Raw genomic sequence first — 11,746 nt, 5'->3', positions numbered from 1 at the left:
CTGAGGCTCAGTGCGTCAGCGCGGGCTCCCGCTCCGCCGCCGTCCCGCCGGACGCTTCCGCGCCCTCCAGATGCTGCTTCGGCCGCGAGGGCAGTGCGAACATCACCACGAAGATCAGGCCCAGTACCGCGACGGCCCACCACAGCGAGTTCTGGAACGCCTCGCCGAACGCCTTGCCCACCGCGCTCGGCGCGATCCTGTCGTCGATCGAGCCGAAGAAGACCACCGAGACCAGTCCGAGCCCCAGCGCGTTGCCCATCTGCATCGTCGTGTTGATCAGCCCGGACGCCGAACCGGCGTGCTCGTGGGGCACGTCGGAGAGCACCGCGTCCGTCAGCGGCGCCACGATCAGGCCCATGCCGAGGCCCATCACGACGAGCGGCAGCATCATCTGCCAGGAGTGGATCGCCGTGCCGTACCGCCCGGCCTCCCAGATGTAGAGCAGCATTCCCGCGGCCATCGTGACCGCGCCGGCCTGGAGCACCTTGCGTCCGAAGCGCGGCACCAGCTTCTGTACGGAGATGCCGGCCGCCGCCGACACCGCGATCGAGAACGGAACACCGGTCAGTCCCGCCCGCAGCGGGCTCCAGCCCAGGCCGATCTGCATGTAGAGCGTCCAGACCAGGAAGAAGACTCCGCAGACGATGCCGAACGTGAGCTGCACGGCGATGCCGGCCGCGAAACTCTTCACCCGGAACAGCGACAGCTCGACCAGCGGCGAACCGTCCCTGCGCGTCTTGTGCTTCTCGTACGCCACGAACGCGCCGAACACCAACAGGCTGCCGGCCATGCACAGATGACCCCACAGCGGCCAGCCCAGCTCACGGCCGCGGGTCAGCGGGTAGATCAGCATCAGCAGGCCGAGCGTCACGAGCACGACACCGATCAGGTCGAGCCGCAGCGCCTTCGGGGCGCGGGACTCGGTGATGTACTTGCGGCCCAGGATCAGACCGGCGATGCCGACAGGCAGGTTGATCAGGAAGATCGGCCGCCATTCGAGACCGAACAGGTTCCACTGGGTCAGCAGCGCGCCGAGCAGCGGGCCGGATACCGCGCCGAGACCGATGACCGCGCCGAACATCCCGAAGACCTTGCCGCGTTCATGGGCCGGGAAGGTGGCGTGGATGATCGCCAGGACCTGCGGCACCATCAGGGCCGCGGTCGCGCCCTGAAGGAGACGCGAGGCCACCAGCATCTCCTCGTTCGCCGCGAACCCGCACAGGGCCGAGGCGAGCGTGAAGCCGGTGATGCCGATGAGGAAGAGCCGCTTGCGGCCGTAGATGTCGCCGAGCCGGCCGCCCGTGATCAGACCGGCGGCGAAGGCGAGCGCGTATCCGGCGGTGATCCACTGGATCGCGCCGAACGACGCCCCGAGGTCGCGTTCGATGCTGGGGATCGCGATGTTGACGATCGTGACGTCGACCAGGTCCATGAAGGCCGCGGTCATGACGATGGCGAGCGCGATCCAGCGCCTTCGGTCCGAAGCCGTATCGGGTACGGCGGGCTGTGAACTCATAAGAAGAAAGTTAGAGGTGATATAGGTCAGCTCATGTCCTAGATGCGAGGCATCCTGAGAGACATGACGGACACTCCGGCACGACTGCTGAATCTGCTCTCCCTCCTCCAGACTCCGCGCGAGTGGCCGGGCAGCGAGCTCGCCGAACGCCTGGCCGTGAGCCCGCGGACGATCCGGCGCGACATCGACCGCCTCCGCGACCTGGGGTATCCGGTCGAGGCGACGATGGGCGCGGTCGGGGGGTACCGGCTGGTGGCGGGCGCCGCGATGCCGCCGCTGCTCCTCGACGACGAGGAGGCGGTCGCCATCGCGGTGGGGCTGCGGGCCGGTGCGGGCCATGCGATCGAGGGCATCGAGGAGGCGTCCGTACGGGCGCTGGCCAAACTGGAACAGGTGCTGCCGTCGCGGCTGCGGCACCGCGTCACGACTCTCCAGGCCGCGACGGTTCCGCTGACGCGGGGTGACGGCGCGACGATCGACCCGCAGACGCTGACGGTGATCGCGGGGGCGGCGAGCGGGCGGGAGCGGCTGCGGTTCGGCTACCGGGCGGGCGACGGCACGGAGACAAAGCGCCTGGTGGAGCCGTACCGGCTGGTCTCGACGGGGCGCCGGTGGTATCTGGTGGCGTACGACGGGGGGCGGGAGGACTGGCGCACGTTCCGGGTCGACCGGATCTCGGAGCCGTTCGCGACGGGGGCGAGGTTCGAGCCGAGGGAGCTGCCGACGGGGAGCGCGGAGGCGCTGCTGGGAGCGACGATGTCGCGGCAGCCGGAGCTGGAGGTGGACGTCAGCTTCGATGCGCCGGCGGAGTTCGTGGTGGCGAGGCTGCCGGAGTCCTTCGGCTCACCGGTACCGACACCGGGGGGCGGATGCCGGCTGCGGACGCGCTCGGTGGACTCGGTGGAGTGGCTGGCGCTGCGACTGGCGCTGGTGGACTGCGAGTTCAGGGTGAATGGGCCGGGGGTGCTGGTGGAGTACGTGACGGAGCTGGGGAGTCGGTTGGTGAGGGCGTCGGGGTGAGGGGTGCGGTGTCGGGTGCTTGAGCCTCGGGTTCTTGTCGGGCGTCGGGTGCTTGAGCCTCGGGTTCTTGTCGGGCGTCGGGTCCCGGGGGCGGGGGCCTGGGTACTTGGGCCTCGGGTTCTTGTCGGGCGTCGGGTCCCGGGGCGGGGCCTGGCACTTGAGCCTCGGGTCCTTGTCCGGCGTCGGGTCCGGGGGCCCTCCGGGCTCGACTCCTCGGGGTCGGCGGCGTACAGGTCTGTTGTATTGAGCACCCGGGTGTTGCCGCCGATCCCCTGCGGGGACGACCCTGCACGCCCCCTCCCGGCGGGTCGAGGACCCGGCCGGTGGCAGTGCGGGCACATGCGAACCCGAGCCGATTCGGGCGGCCGGGAGATGGGATGCGGCGCGAAGCTGCCGCAGCCAGGGGGTGTGGGGCGCAGCCCCAAAGGTTCACCTTTCCACCCGCACCTGACCGGGGCGACCAGCCGGCGCGGCGCGATGCTGCCGCAGAGGGGGTGTGGGGCGCAGCCCCAAAGGATCACCTCCACCCGCACCTGACCGGGGCGACCAGCCGGCGCGGCGCGAAGCTGCCGCAGCCAGGGGGTGCGGGGCGCAGCCCCGCATGAACCAGTTCGTCCACCAGGACGGCGTGGGGGCGCGAACTCCGCAGGCACCGGGGCCTGGGGGCGCAGCCACCAAGACCATTCCCACCCGCACCGGACAAGTGCGGCCCCCGGGGCGGCGCGAAGTTGCCGCGCGCAAAGGGGCGCGGCCCCGCAAGGCCCGCTTCCCCACACCGGGCAGGTGCAGCCCTCCGGACAGACGAGGACCCCGACACCGGGGGGGAGGGTGCCGGGGTCCGTATAGGGGGCGGGATGTCCGCCGAGGGTCAGGCTGCCGCGTCGAAGCCCGTGTCGCGGGCCATCCGCTTCAGTTCGAGCAGCGCGTGCTTCTCGATCTGGCGGATCCTTTCGCGCGTCAGGCCGTGCTCCTTGCCCACTTCTGTCAGCGTACGCTCGCGGCCGTCCTCGATGCCGTACCGCATGCGGATGATCGACGCCGTACGGTTGTCGAGCTTGCCGATCAGGTCTTCCAGCTCCTCGCTGCGCAGCAGCGTGAGCACCGACTGTTCCGGTGAGACCGCCGACGTGTCCTCCAGGAGGTCGCCGAACTGCGTCTCGCCCGCGTCGTCCACCGCCATGTTGAGGCTGACCGGGTCGCGTGCCCAGTCGAGGACGTCGGTGACGCGCTCGGGCGTGGAGTCGAGCTCCTTCGCGATCTCCGTGGCCTCCGGCTCACGGCCGTTCTCCCGGTTGAACTCGCGCTGCACCCTGCGGATGCGGCCGAGCTCCTCCACCAGGTGGACGGGGAGACGGATCGTGCGGGACTGGTCGGCTATGGAGCGGGTGATGGCCTGGCGGATCCACCACGTCGCGTACGTGGAGAACTTGAAGCCCTTCGCGTAGTCGAACTTCTCGACCGCGCGCACCAGGCCGGCGTTCCCCTCCTGGATCAGGTCGAGCAGGGGCAGTCCGCTGCGGGGGTAGCGACGGGCGACAGCCACGACGAGCCTGAGGTTGGAGCGGATGAAGACGTCCTTGGCGCGCTCGCCCTCGGCCACCAGTGCCTCGAGCTCCTCGCGCGTGGCTCCGTCGGCTTCGCTCTCCACCTCTTTGGCGAGGATCTGCTGGGCGTACACACCCGCCTCGATGGTCTGGGACAGCTCGACCTCCTTGGCGGCGTCGAGCAGCGGCGTACGCGCGATCTCGTCGAGGTACATGCCGACCAGGTCGCGGTCGGCGATCTCCCCGCCTGCGCGAACGCTGCTTGCCCGGTCGGTCCCACTGGTCTCGGACTGACGGCGGGCGACGGCACGGGTTGCCATGCGAGCTCCCTTACTGAGTAGGTCGCGACACCCTCTCGGGTGCCCTGCATCCGAAGGAAACAACGACTGGAATCCGGACAGAATTCCCCGGGGCTGCGTCGATTTTGGTGATCTTGCAGTACCCTGTCCGGCCACCACCGGAGGACGAATGCCGCAGGGACGTACAGAAGTGCAGGTCAGGCCCGGGAGTGAGGCCGATCTCGTGGCCCTCACCGAGCTGTACAACCACTACATCCGTGAGACGGCCGTCACATTCGACACGGCCCCGTTCACCCCCGAGCAGCGCCGCCCCTGGTTGCGCTCCCACCCTGAAGACGGCCCGCACCGTCTTCTGGTTGCTCGCGATGCCCCGAATGCGAGGACGTCACCCGGGGAGAGCCTGCTCGGTTACGCCACGAGTAGTCCCCTGCGCCCCAAGCCCGCGTACTCCACGTCGGTCGAGGTGAGCGTCTACTGCGCGCCCGGAGCCTCGGGCCGCGGCATCGGCACGCTGCTCTACACGGCGCTCTTCGAGGCGCTCGCCGGTGAGGATCTGCACCGGGCGTACGCGGGGATCGCCCTGCCGAACGAGGCATCTGTCCGCCTGCACGACCGTTTCGGCTTCCGTCATCTCGGGACGTACGCGGAGGTGGGCCGGAAGTTCGACCGGTACTGGGATGTCGCCTGGTACGAGAAGAAGCTGGGCCCTCAGGACTAGGTCGCCGGACCGTTACGCGGCGGGAGCGCCGCCCCTAGGGTCGGCGTTCATGGAGATCACGGGCGACACCACCGGCACCCTCGAAGACACCACCGGCACCCTCGACGAAGCACTGGAGCGGCTTCACTCGTCCGGCCCCGAGCGCGACGGCTGGCTGAGCAATCACGGTCCGATGGCCGTCGAGGCGCTGGTGCGGCACGGCAGGTCGTCGTCCGTGCACCGCTGGCTCGACCACTACGGCAGCAAGCTGGAGGACATGCCGGAGCCGAGCACCCCGGTGACGGCGTCCGATTGGCGCGAGGCTCTCGGCGATCCGCGCCGCATCGCCGACTGGGCCGTGTACTTCGAGCGCGAGACCGCCGAACGCCCCTGGCGGGACGTACTCGCCGAGTGGTGGCCGCGGTTGCTGCCCGGCATCGCGGGCGGGGCCACACATCCGGCGATCCGGGTGGGCCACGCCGTACGTACCCTGCTGACCGGAGAGGAGACCGGTCCGCGGGTGACCGAGCTGGCGCATGCGCTCGGCTACTGGGCCGCCCGGCATCTGCCGCTGCCCGAGCTGCGCGCCCTGCCTGCGGAGGCGACCGCGGCGGCCGCGCTCGACGCCGTTCCGGCCGTACCCGATCAGAGCGGCGGCATTCTGGGCCGGCTCGGTCGGCTGACCGCATTTCCCGCCTGGCCCGGCGCCACGGCCGACCCGGAAGCGGCCCGCGCGCAGCTCGTCGAGCTCGTCACCGCCGCCACCCATCGCTACGCGAGTCACGGGCACGGCGAGCCGGTCATGCTGGTGCACGCGGCGACCGCGCCCAATGCCGTGCTGCGCACGCTGCCTGCGCTCCCCCGCGAGCTGTGGGTGCCGAGCCTCGGGGCCGCCTGGGCGGCGAGTGCCGCGGTGACGGCCGCGTACACACCGGCCGAGGCCGCCCCGTACCGGCCCACGACGGCGAGCCCGGAGGAGATCTTCGAGCGGGCCGCCGCGCACGGCGACGATCACACGATCAAGTTCACCGACACCGCCCTGGACATCGGTGATCCGGTCGCCCTGGCCGCGGCCGTCCGTTCGATCGAGCTGAACGAGCCCTTCCTCTGAGGAGCACGGCCGGCTCTCCGGGTGCACGGCCTGCCGGTCAGCCGAACTGCACCGACCGCTTCGCCAGGCCCATCCAGAAGCCGTCGATCACGCTCTTCCCGGTCGCGAGATCACCCTCGGACGCTCCGAGGGTGACGAACAGCGGCGCGAAGTGCTCGGTGCGCGGATGGGCGAGCTTCCCGGCCGGGGACTTGTGCTCGAAGTCCAGCAGCGCGTCCACATCGGCGGCCGCCAGTGCCCGCTGACCCCAGTCGTCGAACTCCGCCGACCAGCCGGGGATTCCGCCCTGCCGCAGCGCCGCCAGATTGTGCGTGAAGAACCCGCTGCCGACGATCAGTACGCCCTCGTCCCGCAGCGGCGCCAGCCTGCGCCCGATCTCCATCAGCTTCCGCGGGTCGAGGGTGGGCATGGAGATCTGGAGGACGGGGATGTCGGCACCCGGGAACATCTCGACCAGCGGCACATACGCGCCGTGGTCGAGCCCACGGTCCGGGATGTCCTGCACGGGCATCCCGGCGGTGCGGAGCATCTTGCGTACGGAGTCGGCGAGCGCGGGAGCGCCCGGCGCGTCGTACCGCACCCGGTAGTAGTGCTCGGGGAAGCCCCAGAAGTCGTACACCAGGGGCACGGACTCGGTCGCGCCGAGCGCGAGCGGGGCCTCCTCCCAGTGGGCGGAGACCATCAGGATCGCGCGCGGGCGGGGCAGATCGGCGGACCACGCGGCGAGCTCGCCGGGCCACACGGGGTCGTCGGCGAGCGGCGGGGCGCCGTGCGAGAGATAGAGGGCGGGCATCCGCTCCGTGACTGGCGTGGCGTTCATGAGGCGACTCCCGATCTGCTTGAAGTTTCAAGCTACACCACAGCCTAGAGCCACTTTGTTCAAGTTTCAAGAACTGGGGCGTACCGTGGAATAGTGGAATACATGAACACGGCATCCACCGGTGGCGGCGAGAGCGAACCGCGCTGGCTCACCGAGGACGAACAGCGCGTCTGGCGCGCCTATTTGCACGCCACCATGCTGTTCGAGGACCACCTCGACCGCCAGTTGCAGCGGGACGCCGGTATGCCGCACGTGTACTACGGCCTGCTCGTCCAGCTCTCCCAGTCCCCGCACCGACGCAAGCGGATGACGGAGCTGGCCATCGACGCCAAGATCACCCGCTCCCGGCTCTCGCACGCGATCGCGCGGCTGGAGAAGAACGGCTGGGTGCGCCGCGAGGACTGCCCCTCCGACAAGCGCGGCCAGAACGCCGTCCTGACGGAGGCCGGCTTCGAGGTTCTGAAGGAAGCCGCACCCGCCCATGTCGAGGCGGTGCGCCAGGCCCTGTTCGACCGGCTCACCCCCGAACAGGTGGACCAGCTGGGCGAGATCATGCGGATCATGTCCGACGCGCTCCAGCCGCAGGAGTCCGGCGCGGACCTCCCCTGGCTGCGCTGATCCGCGTGCACATGGGCGAAGGGCCCTGCCCGGGTTCACCCCGGGCAGGGCCCTTGTCGTCCGACTTCTTCGCGTGGGTCAGTGCGCGACCACGGGGATCCTGACCTCGTCCTCGACACCGTCACCCGAGGCGGCGGTGAGCGAACCGGCGTCCGGACGCCCGGTGTTGATCAGCGTGAACGCGATGGCCGCGGCTGCCACCAGGATGCCGACCGCCCACCAGATCGCGGACGAGAAGCCGTGCACCAGGCCCTGCATCTCCAGGAGCTTCGGGTTGGTCGCTCCCGCCGCGTGCGAGGCGATGTACGAGCTGGTCGCCGAGGCGGCGATGGTGTTCAGCAGCGCCGTACCGATCGCGCCGCCGACCTGCTGCGAGGTGTTGACCATCGCGGAGGCGACACCGGCGTCGGCCGGGTTCACACCGTGCGTGGCCAGGGACATGGCCGGCATGAACGCCGTACCCATACCGAGGCCCAGCATCAGCTGCGCCGGCAGGATCAGCCCGGCGTACGAGCTGTCGATCTCCAGCTGCGTCAGCAGCAGCATGCCGAGCGCGGCGAGGACGAAGCCGGGGCCCATCAGCAGCCGCGGAGCCACCCGGGTCATCAGACGGGCGCCGATCTGCGTCGAGCCCGCGATCATGCCCGCGATCATCGGCAGGAAGGCGAACCCGGTCATGACCGGGGAGTAGCCCTTCACGACCTGGAGGTAGAAGGTCAGGAAGAGGAACAGGCCGAACATCGCGATGATGGCGAGGCCGAGCGACAGGTAGACACCGCCGCGGTTGCGCTCCGTCAGGACACGCAGCGGCAGCAGCGGGGCCTTGACCTTGGCCTCGGTGACGACGAAGGCGGCGAGCAGCACCGCGGAGGCGACGAACATGCCCACGGTCAGACCGTCGGACCAGCCGGCGGACTCGGCGCGGGTGAAGCCGTACACCAGGGCCACGAGACCCAGCGTGGACAGGACGACACCGGGGATGTCGAGCGAGGAGCGGTTGCGAGAGCCCGCGGGCTCACGGATCACGAAGTACGCGCCGACGGCGGCGACGATCGCGAACGGGATGTTGACGAAGAAGGTCCAGCGCCAGTTCAGGTACTCGGTGAGGAAGCCGCCGAGAATCAGGCCGACGGCACCGCCACCACCGGCGATCGCGCCGTAGATGCCGAACGCCTTGGCGCGCTCCTTGGCATCGGTGAACATCACGGCCAGCAGGGAGAGCGCGGCCGGCGCGAGCAGTGCGCCGAAGGCACCCTGCAGTGCGCGGGAGCCGAGCAGCATCGCCTCGCCGGTGGCGGCGCCACCGAGCGCGGAGGCCGCGGCGAAACCGAGCAGGCCGACGACGAAGGTGCGCTTACGGCCCCACAGGTCGGCGATACGGCCGCCGAAGAGGAGCAGTCCGCCGAAGGCAAGGGCGTAGGCCGTGATGACCCACTGGCGGTTTCCGTCGGAGATTCCCAGGTCCTGCTGGGCGGTGGGCAGCGCGATGTTCACGATCGTCGCGTCGAGCACCACCATCAGCTGGGCGAGGGCGATGAAGACCAGAGCTTTCCAGCGCTTCGGGTCGGCAAGGGATATGTCGGGTGTTTTTGGCATGGGAAGGGCCACCTATGGGTGCGAAGAAGTCATAACGGACGTGGTCAATGCCCCCGTGCACGAGCCGTCGTGTACGGGTCGAAGCCGTCGTATGTGTCAGTCGAAGTCGGTCTGAGTCGTCGTGTGATCGTCTTGGTCGTCTGTGGGACGTGAGGCGGGCGCGCGATTCATCGGTCTCGGCCGCCGGGCCCGGACGCGGTCCGGGCGGCCTCCCCCCGGCGCCGGACCCGACCTCGCTGTCGCGCCCCGCGTCCCTGATGCCTCACGAACTGCGGTGTGTCACTGCGTCATTGCGTGGTTCGCAGGTCCTCCATGGTCGCCGCCTTGCCGGGCAGTTCGGAGCGAGCGGGTGCTTCGAGTCCGTCCAGAAAGAGCTGCAGATGGCGGTGGACATAGCGGTCGATTCCCAGGCATCCGATGCCCGGCAGTGGCCGCGTGAGCTGGGAGAGGGCCACCATCAGATCGCCGACGGCGACATCGGTACGCATCCGGCCCGCCGACTGCGCCCGTTCGATGAGCCCCAGTACGGACTCCTCGAGGCGTTCGCGTCCGGCGTGCAGATCCGGGTGGTCCTGATCGAACCCGCCGGCGAGCATCGGGCACAGGGCCCCGATGCGCTCGTCGGCTGCCGCGTGGACGAATCGGCGCACGGCGGCGAAGGGATCCTCCTCCTCCGCCACGGCCTGGTCGACGCGGTCGCACGTACGGGACATGACGGAGATGACGACCTCTCGGACGAGTCCGGAGCGGTCGGGGAAGTGTCGGTAGAGCGTGGCGTTGCCGACGCCCGCACGGCGGGCGATGTCGTCGAGCGGGACGTCGGCCCCGAACTCCACGAACATCTCGCGCGCCGCCGAGACGATCCGCTCCCGGTTCCGCAGGGCGTCCGCCCTCGGCCGGGGCGTGCGGCGCGTTTCGGTTTCCACGGCGGGGGTCACAACTCCACCTCTCAGGCGTCTGTCTCGTATCGAGCTCGGGTCCACCGGTCGTATCCGCCTCACAGCTCTGCGTAAGCGGGGACCGCTTCCCCATTTCGCGGGGACAGATATGCAAACGGGGAAACGATCCCCGGTTATTTCCCGTCCCGGATGTGACCTGCGTCACATCAGGGAAGGGGCCTCGGAGATCCCACGATCGGCCCACCCGGCGAGCGGGTGCGCACCGGCCGTCACAGGCTGATCGCACAGAGCGCAGCCAGGGCCCGGCCTGCTGCCGTGGGCCCGAAGGCGATTTGCATGCAGCACACGCGCCACCGGATACGCAGGACCGGCCGATCCCGCCGCCTCGGCGGACTCGCCGCCCTCGCGGCCCTCGCGCTCGCCGCCCTGACCACGGCCAGTGCCACGCTCCCCACCCCCACCAGGGCGTCGGCGGGACCGGTGGCGACAGCCGACGAGACCGGGCTCGGACCGTGCCGCATCCCCACCACGCTCGGTATCCAGATGTCGGAGGGCATACCGACTCCGCCCGGCTACTCCCCCTCCACCGGCGAGATCCGCGCCCTCAACCTGATGATCGACTTCTCGGACGCCGTGGGCCAGGGACGGGCCGTCGACCGGCTCGCCGAGTTCTTCCCGCAGACCTCCGACTGGTTCAGGACCAGCTCGTACGGCCGCCTCAGCTACATCCCGCACGCACCGGTGACCGAGTGGCTGCGGATGCCCACACCGTTCGCCGCGTACGGGATAGAGCGCGGCTCGCCCTACGAGCCGGGCTATCGCAACCTCGTCGAGGACATCGTCTCGGTGGCCGACCCGAAGGTGGACTTCAGCGAGTACGACCTGGTCAACATACTGGTCACCCCCAACGCCGGGCCCTCGGCGCTGGACACCGTGCTGTCCGTGACCTTCTCCGGGAACCACGACGCCCCGGTCGCCGACGGCGTGCCGCTCGCCAACACGTCCTTCGTCTACAGCCGGCAGGACGACGGCTCCGGCTCGTACGCCGAGACCGGCTACCGGGTGCTCCCCCACGAGAACGGCCATGTCTTCGGGCTGCCCGACCTCTACACCTCCGAGGGCGGCGGCTCCGTCGGGCACTGGGACATCATGAGCGAGGACTGGGGGGCCAACAACGACCTGCTCGGCTGGCACAAGTGGAAACTGGGCTGGCTCGACTCCCACCAGATCGGGTGCGCTTCCACACCGGGCACGACCGAGTACTCACTGACCCCGCTGGCCACCGCCGGCGGCGCCAAGATGGTGATCGTGCCGGTCACCGAGGACGCGGGCTACGCCGTCGAGGTCCGCACGCGCGCCGGCAACGACGAGGCCGTGTGCGCACCGGGCGTACTGATCTACCGCGTGCACACCGACGTGGACACCGGCCAGGGTCCGATAACGGTCTCGGACAGTACCCGGGACAGCGGCGGCTGCACCCGGCGCCCCAACGTGCACTCGGAGCTCTCCGACGCTCCGTACCAGCCCGGGGAGTCCTTCGTGGACAAGAAGAACGGCATCAAGATCGCAGTGATCCGCGCGGACAGCGGCGGTGTGCACAAGGTACGCGTCACCCGCTCCTGAACT

General features: G+C 69.9%; 10 protein-coding genes. 5 read left to right on the top strand and 5 right to left on the bottom strand.

Going from position 1 to position 11,746, the window contains the following annotated elements; translation table 11 throughout:
* Positions 1–7: 7 nt before the first annotated feature.
* Complete coding sequence (locus ACFWU3_RS08695) at positions 8–1,516, bottom strand: MFS transporter (RefSeq protein WP_384433204.1); 1,509 nt, start codon at positions 1,514–1,516, stop codon at positions 8–10.
* Positions 1,517–1,579: 63 nt separating this feature from the next.
* On the opposite strand from ACFWU3_RS08695, the gene ACFWU3_RS08690 reads away from it, so the two are divergent.
* A complete protein-coding gene (locus ACFWU3_RS08690; protein ID WP_384433201.1) occupies positions 1,580–2,536 on the top strand; it encodes a helix-turn-helix transcriptional regulator in 957 nt (318 codons plus the stop codon).
* Positions 2,537–3,404: 868 nt separating this feature from the next.
* Here ACFWU3_RS08690 and ACFWU3_RS08685 read toward each other — a convergent pair.
* Positions 3,405–4,400: an RNA polymerase sigma factor RpoD/SigA gene (locus ACFWU3_RS08685; RefSeq protein WP_384433198.1), complete on the bottom strand. Its 996-nt coding sequence runs from the start codon at positions 4,398–4,400 to the stop codon at positions 3,405–3,407.
* Positions 4,401–4,548: 148 nt separating this feature from the next.
* On the opposite strand from ACFWU3_RS08685, the gene ACFWU3_RS08680 reads away from it, so the two are divergent.
* Complete coding sequence (locus tag ACFWU3_RS08680) at positions 4,549–5,097, top strand: GNAT family N-acetyltransferase (protein ID WP_384433195.1); 549 nt, start codon at positions 4,549–4,551, stop codon at positions 5,095–5,097.
* 49 nt (positions 5,098–5,146) lie between these two features.
* Entirely contained in the window at positions 5,147–6,187 is a 1,041-nt protein-coding gene (locus tag ACFWU3_RS08675; RefSeq protein ID WP_384433192.1) for a questin oxidase family protein, read from the top strand.
* Positions 6,188–6,224: 37 nt separating this feature from the next.
* On the opposite strand, the gene ACFWU3_RS08670 is transcribed toward ACFWU3_RS08675, so the two are convergent.
* On the bottom strand, positions 6,225–7,007 hold the full coding sequence (locus ACFWU3_RS08670; RefSeq protein ID WP_384433189.1) for a dioxygenase: 783 nt from the start codon (positions 7,005–7,007) through the stop codon (positions 6,225–6,227).
* A 93-nt stretch (positions 7,008–7,100) separates the two neighbouring features.
* Between ACFWU3_RS08670 and ACFWU3_RS08665 the strand changes: the two genes are divergently transcribed.
* A complete protein-coding gene (locus ACFWU3_RS08665; RefSeq protein ID WP_384433186.1) occupies positions 7,101–7,625 on the top strand; it encodes a MarR family winged helix-turn-helix transcriptional regulator in 525 nt (174 codons plus the stop codon).
* A 78-nt stretch (positions 7,626–7,703) separates the two neighbouring features.
* Here ACFWU3_RS08665 and ACFWU3_RS08660 read toward each other — a convergent pair whose 3' ends face one another.
* Both ACFWU3_RS08660 and ACFWU3_RS08655 read right to left on the bottom strand, forming a co-directional pair.
* Positions 7,704–9,221 carry an MFS transporter gene (locus ACFWU3_RS08660; protein ID WP_313945782.1) on the bottom strand — a complete coding sequence of 506 codons (1,518 nt, stop codon included), beginning with the start codon at positions 9,219–9,221 and terminating at the stop codon, positions 7,704–7,706.
* A 287-nt stretch (positions 9,222–9,508) separates the two neighbouring features.
* On the bottom strand, positions 9,509–10,159 hold the full coding sequence (locus ACFWU3_RS08655; protein WP_384433183.1) for a TetR/AcrR family transcriptional regulator: 651 nt from the start codon (positions 10,157–10,159) through the stop codon (positions 9,509–9,511).
* A 297-nt stretch (positions 10,160–10,456) separates the two neighbouring features.
* Between ACFWU3_RS08655 and ACFWU3_RS08650 the strand changes: the two genes are divergently transcribed.
* Positions 10,457–11,743: a M6 family metalloprotease domain-containing protein gene (locus ACFWU3_RS08650; protein WP_384433180.1), complete on the top strand. Its 1,287-nt coding sequence runs from the start codon at positions 10,457–10,459 to the stop codon at positions 11,741–11,743.
* Positions 11,744–11,746: the final 3 nt, after the last annotated feature.

This window comes from Streptomyces sp. NPDC058685 (genome assembly GCF_042714725.1).
Taxonomy (GTDB): domain Bacteria; phylum Actinomycetota; class Actinomycetes; order Streptomycetales; family Streptomycetaceae; genus Streptomyces.
Note: the sequence above shows the minus strand (reverse complement) of the source record. Positions and strands in the feature narration are given on the sequence as shown.

Bases quoted from the DNA above. Each gene is read 5' to 3' on its own strand.
- ACFWU3_RS08660 (WP_313945782.1), bottom strand. From the start codon at position 9,221: ATGCCAAAAACACCCGACATATCCCTTGCCGACCCGAAGCGCTGGAAA.
- ACFWU3_RS08685 (WP_384433198.1), bottom strand. From the start codon at position 4,400: ATGGCAACCCGTGCCGTCGCCCGCCGTCAGTCCGAGACCAGTGGGACC.
- ACFWU3_RS08690 (WP_384433201.1), top strand. From the start codon at position 1,580: ATGACGGACACTCCGGCACGACTGCTGAATCTGCTCTCCCTCCTCCAG.
- ACFWU3_RS08670 (WP_384433189.1), bottom strand. From the start codon at position 7,007: ATGAACGCCACGCCAGTCACGGAGCGGATGCCCGCCCTCTATCTCTCG.
- ACFWU3_RS08680 (WP_384433195.1), top strand. From the start codon at position 4,549: ATGCCGCAGGGACGTACAGAAGTGCAGGTCAGGCCCGGGAGTGAGGCC.
- ACFWU3_RS08675 (WP_384433192.1), top strand. From the start codon at position 5,147: ATGGAGATCACGGGCGACACCACCGGCACCCTCGAAGACACCACCGGC.
- ACFWU3_RS08650 (WP_384433180.1), top strand. From the start codon at position 10,457: ATGCAGCACACGCGCCACCGGATACGCAGGACCGGCCGATCCCGCCGC.
- ACFWU3_RS08695 (WP_384433204.1), bottom strand. From the start codon at position 1,516: ATGAGTTCACAGCCCGCCGTACCCGATACGGCTTCGGACCGAAGGCGC.